General features: G+C 34.9%; 15 protein-coding genes. 10 read left to right on the top strand and 5 right to left on the bottom strand.

Features of this window, described 5'->3' with window-relative positions; translation table 11 throughout:
- Window positions 1–157: 157 nt before the first annotated feature.
- Window positions 158–457: an HPF/RaiA family ribosome-associated protein gene (locus DU428_RS08630; protein WP_072352173.1), complete on the top strand. Its 300-nt coding sequence runs from the start codon at window positions 158–160 to the stop codon at window positions 455–457.
- A 17-nt stretch (window positions 458–474) separates the two neighbouring features.
- Here DU428_RS08630 and rlmH read toward each other — a convergent pair whose 3' ends face one another.
- The gene (gene rlmH, locus DU428_RS08625; RefSeq protein ID WP_072352174.1) at window positions 475–948 is read right to left on the bottom strand and encodes a 23S rRNA (pseudouridine(1915)-N(3))-methyltransferase RlmH; all 474 of its coding nucleotides are present in this window, start codon (window positions 946–948) and stop codon (window positions 475–477) included.
- 91 nt (window positions 949–1,039) lie between these two features.
- Between rlmH and nadC the strand changes: the two genes are divergently transcribed.
- The 4 genes from nadC (at window position 1,040) to priA (ending at window position 5,821) form a co-directional block, all read left to right on the top strand.
- Window positions 1,040–1,900 (top strand): carboxylating nicotinate-nucleotide diphosphorylase, encoded by an 861-nt coding sequence (nadC, locus tag DU428_RS08620; RefSeq protein WP_072352201.1) that lies wholly within the window; start codon window positions 1,040–1,042, stop codon window positions 1,898–1,900.
- Window positions 1,901–1,962: 62 nt separating this feature from the next.
- Entirely contained in the window at window positions 1,963–2,913 is a 951-nt protein-coding gene (locus DU428_RS08615) for a YihY/virulence factor BrkB family protein (RefSeq protein ID WP_072352175.1), read from the top strand.
- Window positions 2,914–2,924: 11 nt separating this feature from the next.
- Window positions 2,925–3,353: a DUF2147 domain-containing protein gene (locus DU428_RS08610; RefSeq protein ID WP_072352176.1), complete on the top strand. Its 429-nt coding sequence runs from the start codon at window positions 2,925–2,927 to the stop codon at window positions 3,351–3,353.
- A 17-nt stretch (window positions 3,354–3,370) separates the two neighbouring features.
- Window positions 3,371–5,821 carry a replication restart helicase PriA gene (gene priA / locus DU428_RS08605; protein ID WP_113966547.1) on the top strand — a complete coding sequence of 817 codons (2,451 nt, stop codon included), beginning with the start codon at window positions 3,371–3,373 and terminating at the stop codon, window positions 5,819–5,821.
- A gap of 85 nt (window positions 5,822–5,906) precedes the next feature.
- Here priA and DU428_RS08600 read toward each other — a convergent pair whose 3' ends face one another.
- Window positions 5,907–6,602 carry a LytR/AlgR family response regulator transcription factor gene (locus tag DU428_RS08600; protein WP_072352178.1) on the bottom strand — a complete coding sequence of 232 codons (696 nt, stop codon included), beginning with the start codon at window positions 6,600–6,602 and terminating at the stop codon, window positions 5,907–5,909.
- 211 nt (window positions 6,603–6,813) lie between these two features.
- Here DU428_RS08600 and rpsF point away from each other — a divergent pair, with 211 nt between their 5' ends.
- The 4 genes from rpsF (at window position 6,814) to DU428_RS08580 (ending at window position 8,480) form a co-directional block, all read left to right on the top strand.
- Window positions 6,814–7,152, top strand: a complete 339-nt coding sequence (rpsF, locus tag DU428_RS08595) for a 30S ribosomal protein S6 (protein WP_072352179.1) — start codon at window positions 6,814–6,816, stop codon at window positions 7,150–7,152.
- A 2-nt stretch (window positions 7,153–7,154) separates the two neighbouring features.
- Window positions 7,155–7,451 (top strand): 30S ribosomal protein S18, encoded by a 297-nt coding sequence (rpsR, locus tag DU428_RS08590; RefSeq protein WP_072352180.1) that lies wholly within the window; start codon window positions 7,155–7,157, stop codon window positions 7,449–7,451.
- A gap of 13 nt (window positions 7,452–7,464) precedes the next feature.
- Window positions 7,465–7,908: a 50S ribosomal protein L9 gene (rplI, locus tag DU428_RS08585; protein WP_113966548.1), complete on the top strand. Its 444-nt coding sequence runs from the start codon at window positions 7,465–7,467 to the stop codon at window positions 7,906–7,908.
- A gap of 104 nt (window positions 7,909–8,012) precedes the next feature.
- Window positions 8,013–8,480, top strand: a complete 468-nt coding sequence (locus tag DU428_RS08580; RefSeq protein ID WP_113966549.1) for a DUF6495 family protein — start codon at window positions 8,013–8,015, stop codon at window positions 8,478–8,480.
- Between the two features lie 76 nt (window positions 8,481–8,556).
- Here the strand turns inward: DU428_RS08580 and DU428_RS08575 are convergent, their stop codons facing one another.
- Window positions 8,557–9,798 (bottom strand): ABC transporter permease, encoded by a 1,242-nt coding sequence (locus DU428_RS08575; RefSeq protein WP_113966550.1) that lies wholly within the window; start codon window positions 9,796–9,798, stop codon window positions 8,557–8,559.
- 195 nt (window positions 9,799–9,993) lie between these two features.
- Between DU428_RS08575 and hisS the strand changes: the two genes are divergently transcribed.
- Window positions 9,994–11,364: a histidine--tRNA ligase gene (gene hisS, locus DU428_RS08570; protein WP_072352202.1), complete on the top strand. Its 1,371-nt coding sequence runs from the start codon at window positions 9,994–9,996 to the stop codon at window positions 11,362–11,364.
- Window positions 11,365–11,449: 85 nt separating this feature from the next.
- Here the strand turns inward: hisS and DU428_RS08565 are convergent, their stop codons facing one another.
- Window positions 11,450–16,573 carry a LamG-like jellyroll fold domain-containing protein gene (locus tag DU428_RS08565; protein ID WP_114436839.1) on the bottom strand — a complete coding sequence of 1,708 codons (5,124 nt, stop codon included), beginning with the start codon at window positions 16,571–16,573 and terminating at the stop codon, window positions 11,450–11,452.
- Window positions 16,574–16,738: 165 nt separating this feature from the next.
- On the bottom strand, window positions 16,739–21,529 hold the full coding sequence (locus tag DU428_RS08560) for a M14 family zinc carboxypeptidase (RefSeq protein ID WP_114436837.1): 4,791 nt from the start codon (window positions 21,527–21,529) through the stop codon (window positions 16,739–16,741).
- Window positions 21,530–21,730: the final 201 nt, after the last annotated feature.

The following is a 21,730-nucleotide window of genomic DNA, read 5'->3' as shown; positions in this document are numbered from 1 at the left end:
ATGGTTGTGCATTAATTAGAAACGTCTATTTAAAATCTGCTATTACATAAGGTCTTAAAAGCTAAAAAAGAGTTAATTCCAACGGAAGTATGACAAAAATCATGTATTATTAGGAGTATATTTATTACCTTAGAAACAATAACTAAAACATTATAATATGACTGTAAAATTTGAATACGTAGGAGTTGATATTAGTGAAACACTAAATGCGTTTACAACGGAAAGATTGCATAAATTATCGGATAGATATGAGTTTTTAATTAGCGCCATGGTTCGATTCAAAAAAGATGAAAAGAGTCATGATAAAGGAAAGATTTGCGATATAGAATTGAGTCTGCCAGGCCCAAGAATATTTGCCACATCAGATGAGAAGCAGTACGAGGTAGCAGTTCGAGAAACGATTAGAGATTTAGAACGTCAACTTAAAAAGCGTAAAGAAACCTATTCTACAAGATAAATTATAAAACAGAGGGTTTACCTATGGTGATAAGGCTCGTTTTTTAATATAGTAAACCCTCTGTAAATTTGTTCTATAACAAACAAACGTACCATTTGGTGCGAAAAGGTCATTTTAGATAAAGACAATTTACCTTGCGCTTTACTATACACTTCTTCACTAAAGCCATAAGGTCCGCCAATTACAAAAACCAATTGCTTGATACCAGAATTCATGTGTTTCTGTAAATAGTTTGAAAAACCAACAGAATCCATTTGTTTTCCATTTTCGTCTAAAAGAATCAATACATCTGTATTGTTTAGTTTGGCTAGAATAAGTTCTCCTTCCTTTTGTTTTTGTTGTGCTTCGCTTAGGTTTTTTACTTTCTTTAAATCCGGAATAATCTCTAATTCAAATTTAATATAATGTCCTAAACGCTTGGTGTAATCGTTTATCAAGCTTTGTAATTGCTTGTTGTCTGTTTTGCCAATGGCTAGTAATTTTATAGTCATAGTGGTCAAAGGTAAAACTTTTTAGAATTTGGAAATTGAAAAATGGAATATTTTGAATAGCAATCATTATTTTAGCACAAAGATTTTTGTTATGATAAGTAAAGAACAATTTGAAAAAGAAATAGATTTAATAATAGCCAATGCTATTCGTGAAGATGTAGGAGATGGTGATCATAGTTCTCAAGCATGTATTCCTGCAAGCGCTCAAGGGAAAGCAAAGCTTTTAGTGAAAGATGAGGGAATTATAGCAGGAGTAGAATTTGCTAAACAAGTTTTTGCTTATGTTGATAAAGACATGAAAGTAGAAACGCTTATTCCAGACGGAAGCAAAGTAAAACACGGTGATATTGCTTTTTATATAGAAGGAGCTTCGCAGTCTATTTTAAAAGCGGAACGATTAGTGCTTAATGCTATGCAGCGTATGAGTGCCATTGCAACCAAAACAAAACAATTTGTAGATTTATTAGAAGGAACAGGGACTAAGATTTTAGACACAAGAAAAACCACTCCCGGAATTCGTGCTTTAGAAAAATGGGCAGTTAAGATTGGTGGTGGAGAAAATCACAGGTTTGCTTTATACGATATGATTATGTTGAAGGATAACCATATTGATTTTTCTGGAGGAATAAGTAAAGCTATAGAAAAAACAAAAGCTTACTTAAAAGAGACCAATAGAGATTTAAAGATTATAGTAGAAGCTAGAGATTTAAAGGAAATTGAAGAAATCTTAAAATGTGGTGGTGTTTACCGAATATTAATAGATAACTTTAACTACGAGGACACCAAAAAAGCAGTAAAACTTATTGGCGACCAATGTTTAACAGAAAGTTCAGGAGGAATTAACGAGAAAACGCTTCGTAAATACGCAGAGTGTGGAGTAGATTATATTTCGTCTGGAGCATTAACGCACTCGGTTTATAATATGGACTTAAGTTTGAAAGCGGTTAATTAATCTGTAGTTTCATTGCAAAGTTTTTTTATATTAATCGATAGAAATAGACGAACTCTAATTTCATGACAAAAAAAATAGAAGATAGGCTGGAGAAAATACCGATAGTTAATCTGTTGGTAAAGCTATTACAGCAAATTAAACTTCCTGGTTTTGAAGGTTTATCTATTTATAGTTTGTTGGAGCTTTATGCAATAGGTATTGTAAAAGGAACATTGGCAACAAGAGCTAGTGCCATTGCCTTTAGTTTCTTTATGGCAATATTTCCATTTTTACTATTTGTACTTATTGTCATTCCGTATATACCAATAGATGGATTTAGAGCCGAGTTTTTATCTTTTCTAAATTCTTTTTTACCTTCTAATACTGCAGAGTTTTTTGAAGATAATATTTACGGAAATATCAATACTGGCCGTGGAGGCTTACTTTCATCGGTATTCTTACTTTCTATATTCTTGATGGCCAACGGTGTAAATGCTGTGTTTTCAGGGTTTGAAACCTCTTACCATGTGCAGCTTACTAGAAACGTCTTTAAACAATACTTATACGCGTTAGGAGTAGCTTTAATTTTAGCTTTTATGGCTATACTAACTGTGGTTATCTTTGGTTATGTTGAAATTTATATACTGCAACCGCTTTTTGAAAGACTAAATGAAGAAGGTTTTACAGAAGAATCTACTAGTGTGTTTTGGATTGTTACAGCAAGATATATTTTCTTCTTAATAATGACCTATTTAGCCACTGCTACCTTGTATTATTTTGGTACTATGGAAGGGAAAAACTCTAAATTCTTTTCTGTTGGTGCTTTATTAACTACTTTATTGTTTATATTAACTTCCTACCTTTTTGGTATATATATAAACAATTTTGCACAGTATAATGAGTTATATGGTTCTATTGGGGCAATATTAATTTTAATGTTTTACCTATGGTTGAACTCTAATATTTTGTTACTTGGCTACGAATTAAATGCATCTTTAAATAGATTAAGAAAATTAAATAATACCATAAATTAAACTTTTATAAAATGAACAAATACATCCTTTTTACTATATGCTTTTGCATGACTTTCTCTGTTTTTTCTCAAGATATCTTCGGAAAATGGAAAACTATTGATGACGAAACAGGTGAGGCAAAATCTATTGTTTCCATTTATGAAAAAGATGGAAAAGTTTACGGAAAAATTGAAGCACTCCTTAAAAACAAGAACAAAGATGCCCTTTGTACTAAGTGTGAAGGAGATGAAAAGAACACACCTTTAGTAGGTTTAGAGTTTATTAAGAACCTGAAAAAAGATGGAGATACTTATAAAGGAGGAACTATTTTTGATCCGGAATCTGGAAAAAAATATAAATGTACCGTTGCCTTAAACGAAGACGATCCTAATACATTAGATGTACGAGGGTATATTGCTTTCTTTTACAAAACTCAAAATTGGATTCGCGTTAAAAACTAATTTCTAGCACTTTTCCATTGAATTATATAGACGTTATATTACCACTTCCGCTACAGAAGCTATTTACGTATAGCATTACTGAAGCGGAAGCGTCTTTTTTACGCGTAGGTATGCGTGTGGCGGTTCCGTTTGGTAAATCTAAAATTTACACGGGCTTAGTACATCGTATTCATACTAGCAAACCATTGGTTTATGAGGCAAAGGATATTCATCAAATACTAGATGAGGAGCCTATTATAAACGCACAGCAATTAGCCTTTTGGGAATGGATTTCAAGTTACTATATGTGCACTTTAGGAGATGTGATGCGAGCAGCTTTACCAAGCGCTTTTCTTTTAGAAAGTGAAACCATTATAAGTAAAAACAACCAGAAGGAAATTTTAGACGAAGAGCTATTAGACGATGAGTTTCTAGTTTATGAAGCCCTGCAACACCAGTCCTCTTTAAAGATTCAGGATTTAATGAATATTTTAGATAGGAAAAACGTGCTTCCGGTAATCAAGCGATTGTTGGAAAAAGAAGCAATTCATCTGCAGGAAGAAATCTATGAAAAGTACAAACCAAAGTGGGTTAGATATGTGCGATTACATCCTAATTTTTCTTCGGAAGCTGCGCTTCAAGCTGTTTTAGAAGAATTAAATAGAGCGCCCAAACAAAAACAAGTGGTAATGACTTTGTTTATGCTAACGGCAAAAACGAAGAAACCAATAAAAGTTACCGAATTAACCGAAGCAAGTGAAGCATCTTCTGCCATTGTAAAGACTTTAATTGATAAAGGTATTTTAGAAGAATACCATATTCAAACAGATAGGGTTACTTATTCTGGAGAAGAAAATGAAGCTTCTAAAAAGTTAAACGAATACCAAAATACTGCGCTTAAGGAAATAAAGGAATCTTTTGTAAAGCATTCTGTTACTCTGTTGCACGGCGTTACATCTTCCGGGAAAACCGAAATTTATGTAAAGCTTATTGAAGAGGCTTTAGCAAAAGGAAAGCAAGTATTGTATTTGCTTCCAGAGATAGCTTTAACCACACAGTTGGTAACAAGACTGCAGAATTATTTTGGCGAGCAAGTTTCTGTATTTCATTCTAAATACTCTATTCACGAAAGGGTTGAGGTGTATCATAATCTTTTAGATAATTCCGCGAAAGCGCAAATAATTTTAGGAGCACGTTCTTCTATCTTTCTTCCTTTTAGTAATCTCGGATTGATTATAGTTGACGAAGAACATGAGCAGTCTTTTAAGCAGTTTGATCCTGCACCTAGATATCACGCAAGAGATTCGGCAGTAGTATTGGCTAATATTCATAAAGCTAAAACTCTTCTAGGTTCTGCAACACCAAGTTTGGAAAGTTATTTTAATGCCAAACAAAATAAGTATGGTTTTGTTGCACTAAGTACTCGTTTTAATGATGTTTTAATGCCAGAAATTGAGCTGGTAGATTTAAAAGATAAGTATAAGCGCAAAAAAATGAAAGGTCATTTTAGTGATAGACTTATTGAAGAAATGACCGAAACACTAAAAGAGGGGCAGCAAATTATTTTGTTTCAGAATAGGAGAGGGTTTTCTCCAATTGTAGAATGTGTTACCTGTGGTAATGCGCCTCAATGTCCTAATTGCGATGTTAGTTTAACCTATCACCAATATAGAAACCAATTGCGTTGTCATTATTGCGGATATCAGGCAGCCATGCTGCAAACCTGTGGCGCTTGTGGGAGTCCGGAGATAGACAGTAAGGGTTTTGGAACCGAACAGATAGAAATAGAGGTGAAGCAGCTTTTTCCAGACCATAAGGTTGCTAGAATGGATTTAGATACTACTCGTGGGAAATACGGTTACGAAAAGATAATTACTTCCTTTGAGCAGCAGGAAGTAGATATATTGGTAGGAACGCAAATGCTTACCAAAGGATTAGACTTTAGAAATGTTAACTTGGTAGGTATTATGAATGCCGATAATATGTTGAATTTTCCAGACTTTAGAGCGCATGAAAGAAGTTTTCAATTAATGCTGCAGGTTTCGGGTAGGGCAGGGCGTACCGAAAAAAGAGGAAGGGTTTTGATTCAGACTTATAATCCGTATCATAAAATTTTGCAGCAGGTTTCTACCAATGATTATGCTTCGATGTTTAAGGAGCAAATGGACGAAAGGTATGTTTTTAAATATCCGCCAGTGTATAGGCTTATAAAAATTACTTTAAAGCATAAGGATTATAATCGAGTGAATATGGCTGCAGATTGGTATGCGCAATCTTTACGACAGGTTTTTGGTGATTTTGTATTGGGACCTGAGTTTCCTCCGGTAGCTAGAATACGCAATCAGTATCATAAAAATATTATTGTTAAGATACCTAGTAAACAATCTTTAGCGAAAACAAAGGAAACTATTATTAGAATTGATAATAGTTTTAATGCGGTAAAAGACTTTAGATCGGTTAGGGTAATTTTAAATGTAGATAACTATTAAGTTTCTCTTTATAGGAGAGAGGTAATAAGAAATAAAAAAGTCCAACCTTAGTTGGACTTTTCTGATTTTATATGTTATTGATTTGCTAGTTGTTGTTTAGCGCTTCAATAAGCTGTGTCTTTTTGTTTCTACTTAAAGGAATTTCAAAAGATCCTACTTCAACATTTTTACTGTTAAATCTGTCAATTTTATCTAGATTAACAATATATGATTTATGTATTCTTAAGAACTTACCTTCTGGAAGTTCTGCTTCAAAAGCTTTCATGGTAGAAAGCACGACAAGGCTAGTATCTTCTGTAACTAGTTTTACATAGTCCCCTAAGGCTTCAATCCATTTAATGTCATTAATATAAACTTTACGTTTCTTTAGGTTACTTTTTACAAAAATATGTTCTCCTTCTGTTTCGTTGAAGTCTAATTTTAATTTATGTTGTTCTAAAGCTTTATCAACCGCAGTATTAAAACGTTCTTTGGTTATTGGTTTTTGTAAATAGTCTGTAGCATCATAATTAAATGCCTTAAAAGCATATTCTGTTTTACCAGTCACAAAAATAATTTGAGGTTTGTTGTTTAAAACATCTAATAACTCAAACCCGTTAAGAACAGGCATTTCTATATCTAGAAAGATTAAATCTACTTTATGAGTATTTAAACCATTTTTAGTTTCTAATGCGCTACTGTATTCTGCTATTAAATTAAGAGAAGCATGGTTCTCAATTAACTTAACAATAGAAAGACGTTGTATTGCAGAGTCATCAACTACTACGCAGTTTAAAGTCATAACATTATTGTTTTCAAGGTTAAGGTATCGACAATAGTACAAATTTTAAGGTTAAAAACCAAGAATCATCGACAAAAAGAATTGCTTAACATAACTTTAAGAATCATGTTTTTTTGAAGAATTATTTTGCGAATAATGTTTCATTTTGTTGTGACTTATAAATAAAAGACTTATTTTTGCAGCCAATTTTTAACAAATAAAATAGATTTTTATGAATCATTATGAAACTGTTTTCATCTTAAATCCCGTTTTATCTGAGGCACAGATAAAGGAAACAGTACAGAAATACGAAGATTTTCTTGTTTCTAGAGGAGCGAAGATGATATCCAAAGAAGATTGGGGTCTAAAAAAATTAGCATACCCAATTCAAAAGAAAAAAAGTGGTTTTTATCACTTATTTGAATACCAAGTAGATGGTGAGGTAATCAATCCTTTAGAAGTAGAGTTTAGACGTGATGAGCGTTTTATGCGTTACTTAACTGTTACTTTAGACAAGCATGCAGTAGCATGGGCTGAAAGAAGAAGAGCTAAACTAAAACAAAAAGCGTAATTATGTCAAGTATAGAACAACAATCTAAAGGAAAGAAAGACGGAGAAATCAGATATTTAACTCCGTTAAATATAGAAACAAACAAGCAAAAGAAATACTGTCGTTTCCAAAAGTCTGGTATTAAGTATGTGGACTATAAGGATGCTGATTGGTTATTAGGATTTGTTAACGAGCAAGGTAAAATTTTACCAAGACGTTTAACAGGTACTTCTTTAAAATACCAAAGAAAAGTGTCTGTTGCTGTAAAAAGAGCACGTCATTTAGCATTATTGCCTTACGTAGCAGATTTATTAAAATAAAAAAATCATAACAATGGAACTTATATTAAAACAAGACGTTGAAAATTTAGGATTTAAAGACGATGTTGTAACGGTAAAGAACGGTTATGGTAGAAATTTTTTAATTCCGACAGGAAAAGCTGTATTAGCTACTGGGTCTGCTAAAAAAGTTTTAGCTGAAAACCTAAAGCAAAGAGCATTCAAAGAAAAGAAAATTATTGACGATGCAAACAAAGTTGCAGATGCACTTAAAGCATTAGATATTAAAATAGCTGCTAAAGTTGGAGCTGGAGACAAATTATTTGGATCTATCAACAATATCGACTTAGCAGAAGCAATTGCAAAAGTAGGTCAAGAAATTGATAAAAAATACATCACAGTTACTACTGTAAAACGTTTAGGAAAGTACGAAGCTACTGTTCGTTTACACAGAGAAGTTACTGTTGAATTACCTTTTGAAGTAATCGCAGCAAGCTAATAACTACGTTATTTAAAATATAGAAGCCTCCACTTAAACCTGGAGGCTTTTTTAATAAAATTATTTTTGATATTTCCGTTTACGGAAACGAAAACACACTTTCAATGAAATACTCTAGACTTACTAAAGAACAATTTGAAGAATTACATCAAGAATTTATAAATTTCTTAGCATCACAATCTATTACAGCAGATGAGTGGACAGATATTAAACAGCAAAAACCAGAAGTTGCAGAACAAGAACTAGATGTTTTTAGTGATTTGGTTTGGGAAGGTGTTTTAAATCAAGCAAAATATATTGAGCATATTTCTCCGCAACAAATGCATTTGTTTTATGCCATGGAAGAACATATGCATGTTATAGCTGTTCAGCTTAAAAACGCTATAGATTTAACCACCAGGGATGGTTATAATTGGTTACGTGAAAACTTAATGGATGAAAATGTAGAGTTTTTACAAGCAAAGAAAGCATATACCGAAGATAAGAATTTAGATAAGTTTACTCTTATCCAGCAAGGAGGGGTTATTTCTAAGGGAGATCTTTATAAGTTTTTTGATAAACTGATAAACTAAAAAATAATCTTATAAAAAAAAGCAGCTGTTTCTTATACTTAGAAACAGCTGCTTTTTTATGCTAACTATTTAGCTTTTATTCGTGTCTTAAAGACTCTATAGGGTCTAATTTGGCAGCTTTTATTGCTGGTAATAATCCGGAAACTACTGCAACTATAAAGGCGATTGTAAATGCGCTAAACATAGCAAACCAAGGAGTAGTAAATTGGAATTCTGCTATGGTTGCCACTAAGAGACCAATTAATACCCCACAAATAATTCCTATGATTCCGCCTAATTGTCCAATGATTAATGCTTCCATAAAAAACTGAAAAGCAATGGTTTTCTTTTTTGCACCAAGTGCTTTTCTAACTCCAATTTCTCTGGTTCTTTCTGTAACTGAAACAAAAAGAATATTCATTAGTGCTATAGATGAACCTAGAATGGTTATGATGCTAATTATCCACGCGGCATATTCTAAGTAAATAGTGATAGAGCCAATTCTGTTTATTAGGTCATCACTTCTTTCTAAGCCAAAATCATTTTCTTCTAATGGATTTAATCCGCGAATATTTCTAAAGGTAATAATAGCATGGTCTTGTGCGCCTTCTAACATTTCCTTATTGTTTACCATTACACTAATTTGGTAGTTGATATTAGGTAATGTAAAAATAGATCGTGCATTTTGAATAGGAATAATAACTCGTAAATCTTGGTTGTTCCCAAAGGTAGCTCCTTTAGATTCTAGTGTTCCAATTACTTTAAATTTCACCCCTCTTACGCTAATTGTTTTCCCTATAGGGTTTACATTTTCAAACAAAGCTTTATTTAAATCGCTACCAATTACGCAGACGTTACTGTTGTTTTTGACATCGAAGATGTTTATTTCTCTTCCGTTTTCTAGTTTTAGCCCGGAGTTTTGAATGAAATTTTCGTTGGCTCCAATAACGGTAACCTCAGGGTCTGTTTTGTTGTTTTCAAACTTTACTTCTGCACCGCGAGTACCTGTAAAGGACACAGAGGTTTTTGTTCCTGGAAACTCATAAGTTTCTTCAAAATCTTTTACATTTCTGTAGCTAATAATAGGGTTTACCTTTTGTACTTCGCCACGGCCTCTTCTTTGTGTTGTAAACTCGTAGCGCTGAATATTAAAGGTGTTAGAACCCATGGAGGAGAAATCGCTTGAAATGGTGTTTTCAAGCGCAGAAACAGCACTTAAAATCCCTACCAAAGCGGTTATACCTATTGCGATAATTAAAACGGTTAAAATAGTACGTAATAATTGGCTTTTTATAGAATCGAAGGCAATTCTAATATTTTCTCTAACGAGTCCAAACATAGTTTTTAGGTTGCTTTTTTATATAAGACTACTAAAAGGAGTTAAAGTTACTATAATTCTTAAATAATTATGTGGCTCTTTAAAAAATATGATATTTTTGTAGTTCATAAATGAATTAACCAGGTGTCTGTTTTTTTATTTTCTAGTGAAAAATAGATACTATAAATGAGATTTCCACTTAGGTGGAATGTAAAGATGGCACAAAAACCAAGTATTCCTAAAGGTACCAGAGATTTTAATCCAGAACAAGTAGCAAAACGTCACTATATAATAAACACGATTAAAGGGCATTTTGAGCGTTTCGGATTTCAACCAATTGAAACTCCTAGCTTTGAAAATTCCGATAATTTAATGGGGAAATATGGAGAAGAAGGCGATAGGCTTATTTTTAAAATCTTAAATTCTGGAGATTATTTATCTAAGGTAGATGATGCGCTTTATGCGAGTAAAGATTCTACTAAAATCACTTCTAATATTTCTGAAAAAGCCCTTCGTTATGATCTTACTGTTCCTTTTGCAAGGTATGTAGTACAACATCAAAACGACATAGAGTTTCCGTTTAAGCGTTATCAAATTCAACCGGTTTGGCGAGCAGATAGACCTCAAAAAGGAAGGTTTAGAGAATTTTATCAGTGTGATGCCGATGTAGTAGGTTCTGCTTCTTTATTTCAGGAGGTGGAGTTTATTCAGTTATATGATGCTGTTTTTACAGATTTAAAATTAGAAGGAGTTACTATTAAAATTAATAATAGAAAGATTCTTTCTGGTATTGCAGAAGTTATTGGTGCAAGCGATAAGCTAATAGATTTTACTGTTGCTTTAGACAAATTAGATAAAATAGGCGAGGAGAAGGTAAAAGAGGAAATGCTAAGCAAAGGAATATCGCAAAGCGGAATAGAAAAACTACAGCCTTTATTTAGTCTTACGGGTGATTTTGCTTCTCAGATAGAAAGTTTAAAAGAAATTCTTGATGCTTCTGAAGAAGGAAAGAAAGGTATTGAAGAATTAGAGTTTATAAATAATGCCATAAGCGAATTGGCATTACAAACAGCAACATTACAATTGGATGTTACTTTAGCTCGTGGATTAAATTATTATACGGGAGCTATTTTTGAGGTAGCTGCACCAGAAAACGTGAAAATGGGTTCTATAGGTGGCGGAGGACGTTATGACGACCTTACAGGGATTTTTGGGATGAAAGACGTTAGTGGTGTAGGTATAAGCTTTGGACTAGATAGAATTTATTTGGTTTTAGAAGAGCTTCATTTATTTCCAGAAACTATAAGTAAAACGGTAGAAGTATTGTTTATAAACTTTGGCGATGCAGAAGCGTTATTTTGTTTAAAAGCTATTAAGACATTGAGAGGGAAAGGTATAAATGCTGAGTTATATCCTGATGCAGCTAAGATGAAAAAGCAAATGAATCATGCGAATAAGCGTCAAATTCCGTTTGTGGTTTTAGTAGGAGATAAGGAAATGCAGGGCAATAGTTTTACATTGAAAAACATGGAAACAGGAGAGCAGGAAACGCTTTCATTGGAAGCACTTATTGCACGAGTACAATAAGCATAACAGCTTTGATTTACATATAAAAACCGGAACAATTTGTTCCGGTTTTTTTTGTTTCCCCATAAATTTAATCTAAATCAGTTTAATTTATAAGCACTTTTTTAGACCAAGTAGTATTTTTGGTTTTTAACTTTAGAATATAAGTTCCTGTACTAAGTTTATTTGTTTTATACTCCAGGAAGTTACTAGTTGAGTCTTCTTTAAAAGTATATATTGTTTGACCTAGTATATTCAGGATTTCTACCTTTTCAATTTCTAGATTGTTTGGGTTTTTAATCACTATACTTTCTGATTCATTAACATAAGAAGCATCTAAATCATTAGCTTCCAGTTCCTCTATACTTAATGATTCTTCGGAAAAGGTTATCTCAAATCTTTCAGAATATTCTCCAGCAGGAAGATTTATTTGGTAATCACTAGATCTTAAGTTATGATACATTCCTAAATCTTTGTCGTGCACATAAATTTGTAAATGATCTGGAAAATTAACTAATGCATCTATAGTAATACTGTTTAGTCCTTCGTCTCTAGTTTTAATACTAATAGGAAGTATGGTAGTCTGATTAATTTCATTAATACCTTGTATTATATATAGTTCGCCAGCAATTAACCATGACATGTCATCTATTTGTGTATCTAAGTTCTTGGCATCAAAGCCCCAATCGTAGTTAGCTGTAGCTCTTTCATCCACCGTAACAAGTAATTGTCTACGTATCGTGTTGACCGAGTTAAAGCCTAGGCGAACTTTAGTTCTCTCATCTCCAAGGTCTGCATTAGCAGTAGGAGAAGCTTCTTCATTGTTACGAACAAAAACGGAAGCTGTTCCTCCTTCTTTTTGAAAAATACGTTGTGTATTATTAAATATGATATTTCCATTAGTTTCCCCTTCCACAAAGAACCCTTGTCCTACAGGTATGTAATCCCCTGGGATTTTCGTTGGCGTACCTCCAGTTGCCACATCAGGGTCACTTGTACCCATGGCAGCAGCAGGTGTACCACCAGAATAGTTGTAGGTAGCATAGCCACCTTGGTACTCTCTTAAAATATGAGATCCGCCACCCCAGTGTTCCCAAAAGTAAAGGGTACCACTAATAGTTGGGTCTGTTCCTGCACCAGAAATAGTTGGTCCATTATCAGTGATGAATTGTTGGGCATCTAAAGCTGAAGCATAAGGATTACCAACTAAATATTCGTTACCTGCGTTTATAGGTAAGCTTATATTTCCATTATTAGGTTTTCCTTCAAACACATAATTTTGTTCTAAATGTACGGCGCCATTGGTATTGTTAACACCTTTCATGGTAAAGCCTTCACCTGCCAACAAAGTTCCAGTATTTCTTACATGCTGCCAAGATGCATAATCATCTGATAGATAGTTGTTGAATTTCCAAATCCAATAGTGAGCAATTCCTATAGGAGAACCGTTAGAACCGTCATAACCTCCTATATAGTTAATGTTAACAGGTGCTAATGGGTTTGTTCCATCCTTCATGATGTTGTCATTCAGGGTATATCTATAATTATTAGGGTTTGTAGTTGCTGTATAGCCTACAGGAGCGCTCCAATAGTTGTATGTAAAGAGGTCTCTTGTTCCTTGTTGGTCTTTTTCTAATGCACCATTAGTTCCAACTACTAAATCACTATCTGTTGTTTGAATTAGTTGAGACTCTCCTTCTAGATCTATTTTACCATCTAACTGTAAATAATGCGTAATGGTTAGTCCAAAACCTGTATTCGTACTATTGTCTCCTTCAACAGTAATTTCACTACTTTTATTTACAAGAGCAAGTAAGGTTCTATTTTCATTTGCCGTTGCTGGCAAGCTGCTGTTATTCATGTTTATGTTATCGTCTGTTTCTACAATATTCCAATCTACAGTAATAGTATTATCCACAATAGAAGCGGCTCCAGGAATTGTTTGGTATGGACCATATAGCCAAGTTGTGTTTAAATCCCAATCACTTGTTCCTGTGGCCACTGTTTTATAAGGTAGTGGAGCTGTTTGTCTATCTACAGTTCTTAAGGTTCGTAAAGCTCCCTGGTGGCCGTTACCAGATTCGTCTTTAGTATTGGTGTATGTATAGGTTGACATAGGGTAATAAGCGTCTAGACTAGACCAAGGTATACTAGCTATTTCATTTTTAGTAGGTGTTATAGCTTCATCCATAAAGTAGGAAGCTCCAATAGTGCCAGCATTTTCTTTAATTTCTTGATTCATGATATACCTTAACTGATCTACAGAGATGGCTGTATTCCAAATACGTACTTCATCAATATTACCATGGAAAAATGCTTCAGGAGCTAGTTTTGCAGCTGCACCTATGAAAAAGGATTGGTTGGTATTACCTGGTTGCAATAAGTTTGCTTGTGTATCCTGTACACCATCGATATAAAGCGTTGCAGTTGTGCCGTTGTAAATAATAGCCAAATGATGCCAAGTATTTTGAGGTATGGTTGTATTGGATGTAATTATTTGGGCTACTCCAAGGGGTGTTCTCCATGATACTTCTAGTTTACCAGAGGCATTAATTTTAAAATCATAGCCTTCGGTATAAGCAGCATCACGTTTAGACAGAATAGATTTGTTTGTTGCATTTGCTTCACGCATTACCCATGCAGAAATTGTAAAAGCTGCTTGGTTTAAGTTTAAAGCATCTTCCATATCCATATAGCTATCTACACCATTGAAGTATACAGAGCGCTCAAATCTACGCTCGGGAGCCCAACCAAAGGTGATGTATTTTGTGTTGTCAAAATCGTAGTTCGTTTTTAAAATAGCTTCGCCCAATTCGTTTGTAGCTTCTGTCATTACCCGATAATCTGCAGTAGGGTCAAAGTTAGGTGTATCAGATATAAACATTAGATAACGTCCATCTGGAGGGGTTGCAGTACGTACAGCGCTTTTTAAAATGGCGACTTCTACAGTTGGAATATCTCCACCCGTGCTAACATTTTCAACTACTTTCCAAACTCTACTTATAGCAGAAAATGTTACATCTGTTGTTAAAGCAGGAGTTATATCAGCACTCATATTTACTGTCACATCTGGAGCGGCTGTATTTAAGTCGACACCATTATTCCCCCAAACTAAAAACTCTTTATCTTGAAGTTCGTTATTTGTATTTAGATTATTTGTGTTAGCAATGCTTCCCATACCAATAGTAAGAACCCCTTGTGTTCTTCCAAGGCCATCTGTAGCATTATTCACGCTACGGGATTGTTTTTGGAGTAAGTCGGAGGCGTCATCACGGCCTATTCCAGCAATATCAAAGTTAAATACATCTTCTGCAGGTGTGCCTGTATTGGCATCCCAAATTGTGTTTCCATCACTATCTACATAATCTTGTGATGTACCATTAACTCCTAAGGTTATACCATATTTTATAGCTAAGTACGATTGAATACGGTTGCGTTCTTGCGTTAAGTCAGCATCTGTTTTTTTAGCAGAATAAGTAATAACTTCTGCAATTCTTCCTTCGTAACTACCTTTGAATGCTTCACTTCTGCCTAAGAAATAACGAGAGTTTGATATATTTCTATATTGAGGAAGCCCTACTTCTGAATTGCCTATATTATTGGCATTGTATAATAGAATATTAGCAGATGGAGTATTGGAATTATTTTTGGAATTGATTATGCCAACATTGTTATAAATAATTGATGTACCTGTATGTGCCACACCATACCCTCTATCATTAACAGGAACTGTTGTAGTTGAAGTAGTGCCCACTGCATAAGAAATCACTTCATTGTCAAACCTTTTTGAATACTTTCCATAACCAACACCTGAACCATCACGTTCATTGTTTCCAGGGTCGTCATCTCCGCAAAATACATCCATGCTTGCCAAAGACGATGTGACATTGACATCAGGAATGGAAACAACAAACATGTCTTGTGTATAAAACCCTTCTGTTCCTACCAATGTGGTTCTATTGGTGTCTGAATATGTAAAGTCTTGACTGGCAGTGTTGTAGTCGTTGTCAAAATCTACTACAGGGTTAAAATTCACATTATATGATGGCGTATCGCGGTAAGTGGGTTCCAATCCGGTAGGAGCTGTTGCATTTGCTCCACGCCCTTGATCTTCCCATAACGATACAGGTTGTCCAGAGGTATACCCTAGACCATCTGTTCCTTTTAACCACAGTGCTAAATGGTTTGTAACACCACCTGGTCCTTCTGTTAAAGGAGCAATACCTGTTCCTTGTACTCTAAAAGTATATGGGTTTTCGTTAGAGTCGTTGTTGTCTATAGAAATAGTAGTCTGAAAAGTACCTGCAGATACCGGAGTAAAGCGTACTACAAATGTTTCAGTAGCTCCAGGGGCAATTGCATTATTAGCGGGTTGTGTTAAAATGGAGAAATTAGGATTAGGAGAAATATTTACCATAAAAGGTAGACCTGTTAGGTTTAGATTTGCGTTTCCTGTATTATGAATTGTAAAAGTGTGATCTAAAGTAGCCCCAACTCCTATGGCCCCAAATTCTGTATTATCTGTTGTAGACGGAGTAGTGTCTCCATCTGTTATTGAAACCCCTAAGCCTGTGATGTCTATTTCTGGTTGTGGGGCGGCTAAATCTCCTATTATTCTAAACTCATCAAAAGCTACTCCAATATTACGATTAGAATTATCTGATGCAAAAATTACTCTAAACCTTACTTGAGAGGCAGTGTTGAAGCTTGGGTTTTCAGTACTTAAGTTTATACTTTGGTTTAACCAATTACCACTACTGCTTCCAGACCATCCATCACTATATAGAGCGTCAACATAAACATTGTACCAATTTGTATTTGTAGTTGAACCTAAAGTGGACCAACTAGTACCATTGTTTAATGAATATTCTATTTGCATACCGTCATAGCGCCTTTCCGTTTCAACCCAAATATCAAGGTCAAGAACTATATTGCTATAACCGTTTAAGTCGATTGTTGGGCTTGTGGCAATAATTCTTGTGGAATTGTTATAGACGTTTGTGTATTTATTAGAAAAAACATATGAACCTGTATTACCTGTATTGTGAGATATATTGGTGCCTCTAATCCATCCACCAGATTCATCTCCTGTAGAATTAGCAGTCCATCCAGTGGTTGAATTTTGAAAATTTTCAAAATATATAGTAGTTTGAGAGATGGCATTTAATGAAAAAATTACAGCAATGATTAGTGTTATATAAGCTCTTGCTGTGTATGTAGTATTCTTCATGGTTAAGTTGTTTTAGTTAATGTGTAAAAGTTTAACTATTAATTACTTATGTTAAATTATGGTTTTATTCTATAAAATGCAAATAAAATAGATATAGTGTTGATTTGTTTGTGTTTAGTAATAAAAAATAAGTGGCAGGTTAAATCACCTGCCACTATGTATTTATTAAAATTTGATTAGTTTTTTTATTACAATGTTGCCATTTTTTTTGTTCTGTATTTTTATAAAATAAGGGCCTTGTTCTAATTTCTCTAAACCTTTCACCAAAACCTTTCCATTCTCATTTTCTAGTATTTTTTTATAGACCTGTCTTCCGTTTAGGTCGTATATAAATATTTGAAAAAGATCTAATGCTTGGTTGTTAGGTAGTACTATTTCTACGTAATTTTTAAATGGGTTTGGTTGTATGCTTAGGTTGTTATAGTTAAATTCTTGGTTATTTAGGGTGTATTCGTTGACTGTTACTGTAGCATTACATTGCGAGGAATTTCCACTGTAATCTGTAATAGTAAATATTACATTGTTTTCTCCAATGTCTCCTGTTTCAAAAGTATTAGGTGATACAGAGTAGGTTTCAATTCCACAATTATCTGTAGACCCGTTATCTATTTGGTCTGGTGTTATAGTTGCGTATCCATTTTCATCTAGTTCGATTATTATGTCTTGTACATGACATATTGGATTTATAGTGTCCCCATCATTTGATATCTCCCAAGAACAAGTTACCTCATTAAAGGTAGCTGTTTCCCAACATGCTGTTACAGGTTCTGTAGGTTGTGTACCTTGGTTTTCCCAAGTACAGCTGTTTGTATTGAATACGTAGTTATCCCAGCAGTTAGTAGCTGTAGGCTCTGCAGGCTGTGTACCTTGGTTTTCCCAAGTACAGCTGTTTGTGTTGAATACGTAGTTATCCCAGCAGTTAGTAGCTGTAGGTTCAGTAGGTTGTGTACCTTGGTTTTCCCAAGTACAGCTGTTTGTGTTGAATACGTAGTTATCCCAGCAGTTAGTAGCTGTAGGCTCTGCAGGCTGTGTTCCTTGGTTTTGCCAAGTACAGCTGTTTGTGTTGAATACGTAGTTATCCCAGCAGTTAGTAGCTGTTGGTTCAGTAGGCTGTGATCCTTGGTTTTCCCAAGTACAAGTATCTGTGTTGAATACGTAATTATCCCAGCAGTTAGTAGCTGTAGGCTCTGCAGGTTGTGTACCTTGGTTTTCCCAAGTACAGGTATTTGTATTGAATACGTAGTTATCCCAGCAGTTAGTAGCTGTTGGTTCAGTAGGCTGTGTACCTTGGTTTTCCCAAGTACAGGTATCTGTATTGAATACGTAGTTATCCCAACAGTTAGTAGCTGTAGGTTCTGTAGGTTGTGTTCCTTGGTTTTCCCAAGTACAGGTATTTGTATTGAATACGTAGTTATCCCAGCAGTTAGTAGCTGTAGGCTCTGTAGGTTGTGTACCTTGGTTTTCCCAAGTACAGGTATTTGTATTGAATACGTAGTTATCCCAACAGTTAGTAGCTGTAGGCTCTGTAGGCTGTGATCCTTGGTTTTGCCAAGTACAGCTGTTTGTGTTGAATACGTAGTTATCCCAGCAGTTAGTAGCTGTTGGTTCAGTAGGCTGTGATCCTTGGTTTTCCCAAGTACAGGTATTTGTATTGAATACGTAGTTATCCCAGCAGTTAGTAGCTGTAGGCTCTGCAGGCTGTGTACCTTGGTTTTCCCAAGTACAGCTGTTTGTATTGAATACGTAGTTATCCCAACAGTTAGTAGCAGTAGGCTCTGCAGGCTGTGTACCTTGGTTTTCCCAAGTACAGGTATCTGTATTGAATACGTAGTTATCCCAGCAGTTAGTAGCTGTAGGCTCTGCAGGTTGTGTACCTTGGTTTTCCCAAGTACAGGTATTTGTATTGAATACGTAGTTATCCCAACAGTTAGTAGCTGTAGGTTCAGTAGGCTTTGTACCTTGGTTTTCCCAAGTACAGGTATCTGTATTGAATACATAGTTATCCCAACAGTTAGTAGCTGTAGGCTCTGCAGGCTGTGTACCTTGGTTTTCCCAAGTACAGGTATCTGTATTGAATACGTAGTTATCCCAGCAGTTAGTAGCTGTAGGTTCTGTAGGTTGGGTTCCTTGGTTTTCCCAAGTACAGCTGTTTGTATTGAATACGTAGTTATCCCAGCAGTTAGTAGCTGTAGGCTCTGTAGGTTGTGATCCTTGGTTCTCCCAAGTACAGGTATCTGTATTGAATACGTAGTTATCCCAACAGTTAGTAGCTGTAGGTTCTGTAGGTTGGGTTCCTTGGTTTTCCCAAGTACAGCTGTTTGTATTGAATACGTAGTTATCCCAGCAGTTAGTAGCTGTAGGTTCATCTTGTCTAGTTACTGTAACTGTAGCTATGCAGCTATCTGTTTGGTTGTCTGCATCTGTGACTGTAAGCGTTACATTAACAGGAGAGCCAATATTGGTACAGTCAAAAGTATCTATATCGATACTATAGTTTGTGATAGCTACATCATCTGTTGAGCCAGCGTTAACATCTTGTGCTATGATTGTTGCAGAACCTGAATTGTTTAGTTGTACTGTGATATCTTGACAAACAGCGGTAGGTGGCTGAGAAGGAGGGATGCTAGCAGTAATTTTAAAGTTGTCAATTGCAATATCGCTAGTGTAATTAGCACCAGTAAGTCCGTTAAAACGCAATTTAATAGTTTGTCCATCATAAGCAGAAAGGTCTACTGTTTGAGTAATCCAAGGGTCTGCGTTAGCATTTTGATTTGGGTGATTTCCATATCTACTAAACAGAGATGAATAGGTAGCGCCATTATCAGTACTTACGTCAAGAGATAGTGTTCCCATGTTTGCACCAAACATATGAAAGTCAAAAGTTAGCTGTGAGTTTTGGTAGCCGTTTAATTCCAAACAAGGACTTATTAAGTAAGCTCTTTTGTTGTTTCCAGAGCCAGAAGACTCTGTATAAAGGTAAAAGTTACCATTAGAAGCAGCACTTGGTCCTGTAGTATTAGGCGGGTTTGATCCAGTATTAGATGGCGTTAATCCTGAAAAACGTGTCCAATCAATTTGGTTGGAAGCACCTTGGCTCCATAGACCAAAATCATTTTCAAAACTTTCTGTATAAGGAAATGCAGAAACAGCTGTTCCTGAGCATGGAATAGGAGCTGTAGTTGTAAATTCTTTAGAAGCAGAATATGCTGTACTGTTAGAAGCACAGTATGCCTTTACTTGAAATTCATAAGTAGTATTTGGGTTTAGCCCTATAATTTGATAAGGGTTAGAAACATTTAGTACTTCTGTCCACGTGGGTTCACCAAGTATGCGATATCTTATATCAAAATTATCTGCAGTTGCAGCAGACCATGATGCATTTGTAGCACTTGCATTTGTTCCGGAAGTACTCAGGTTAGTAGGTGGGCTAGCAGTAAGTGGAGTTAATAAGACATCTGAAAGGGTAATAGTTTGATAATTGGCAATAGTTTGATTTGATAGTGTTACAGATTGGTAGCAGTCTGCTTCAATTAAGATATCATAAGTTCCGGCAAAAACAGGTCTATAAAAATCTCCATGCGGAAGAGTGCTTACGGTATGAGAATTAACCGCATCATGACCAACTAATTTAATAGTGGCTTCTATAGGTGTTCCTGTAAGTGCATCTTTTACCTTACCTTGAAAACCATAAGTACCTTGTATTAAGTATTTGATTAAGGCTTCACGATTATAATTCCAGTGGTTAACCAACTGACTTGAGGGAATTAATTTAGTATTAGATAGCTCTATTGTAATTTCTTTGCATTGATGCGTAAAATTCATATAATCTTGTCGACCACCATACACTCGATACCAATCAGCACCGTGTGTAATACCATTATCCAGGTCGTCCATATATCCATTAGGTCCGTCTGCTTGTGCGTTGTCAGCATATTCTCGAGAGGCTAGCATAAACCAATTGTTATCTGCATGCCTATCATAGGTATTATCCCAGGGGTAGTTTACTACTTCAATTCCTCCATGGAAATTGGCAGATAGTACAAAGTGCGTGTTGCTAGCCAAGTTCATAAAATGTTGTGTTTCTAGCTCGTATGAAGTATGCCCGTTGGAGTGCGGACCATTTACGTTGTCTGGGTAATTTCTGTTTAAATCTAAACCATTTGCGTTTGCTCTTCTTGCATTAGCTACCGAGGTGTTTGATGCGTTATTATAATAGGTTCCGTCTGGGTTAGCCATTGGGTTAATCCATACTTCTGCATTGTCTATTAAGTTTTTAATTCTATAATGATCTGCATGACCTGTGTCTTTATATGCTGTAATAAAGTAATTAATAAGGTTAAGCATTAAAGGGTAGCCTGTAATTTCGTCTCCATGTATAGAAGAAGTGTACATTACTTTAGGTTCTGCTTCATCTGTAGCGATATTGTCTGATATTTTTAGAAATAATAGTCTTTTGTTTCCACCTGCAGCACCTTCTGTAGTTCCTCCAATGTCTACAAGTTCACAAATATCTGGGTGGTTGTTTGCAAATTCTTGCATTTGTAAAGCGTAATCTGCGTAAGTAGGATATGCAGTAAGCGGGAAAGTTAAGGGGTAAGGACCTCTTCTTGCTGATTCTGGCAATTGGTTAGACATTACAATACCCGTGCTAGTATTGTCACTTACATCTATTTCAAATCTAATGTTTTGTGTTTGAAACTGTCTAAATTGTTGTGTGTTTGCCCAAGCATAGACTGTGTTGGTTTCTGGATTGAAGTTTAGAATTGATAATTGCGTTGTCCATTGTTCTAATTCTTCGGGAGAATTAACTTGAAAGCTAAATGTAAGCTCTCCTTTTTGACTTAAGAATGTTTCGGCAAGTCCTAGGTTTCGGTCTTGTGAATAATTGAAGTTTACTGCAAAGAATAGTACTAAGACAATTAGAAGTCTTTTTGAATAGCTGTGGTTTAGTTTCATTGATTAGAGCTGGTAAAATTTATGATGCTATTAAATGTTTGAATCAAATATATATAAAACTGAGCAAAAATATTTTGTAAATATTAAAATATATTGTCTTTATATGGTGTTTTTTTATTTAATAGTTAAAATATTAATAATTATTTAATGTTGGGGGTGTGTTTTATTAGTATGTATTCCTTATAGTGTATACGGGGTTAC

This window comes from Oceanihabitans sediminis (genome assembly GCF_003337215.1).
GTDB classification, from domain to species: domain Bacteria; phylum Bacteroidota; class Bacteroidia; order Flavobacteriales; family Flavobacteriaceae; genus Oceanihabitans; species Oceanihabitans sediminis.
Note: the sequence above shows the minus strand (reverse complement) of the source record. Positions and strands in the feature narration are given on the sequence as shown.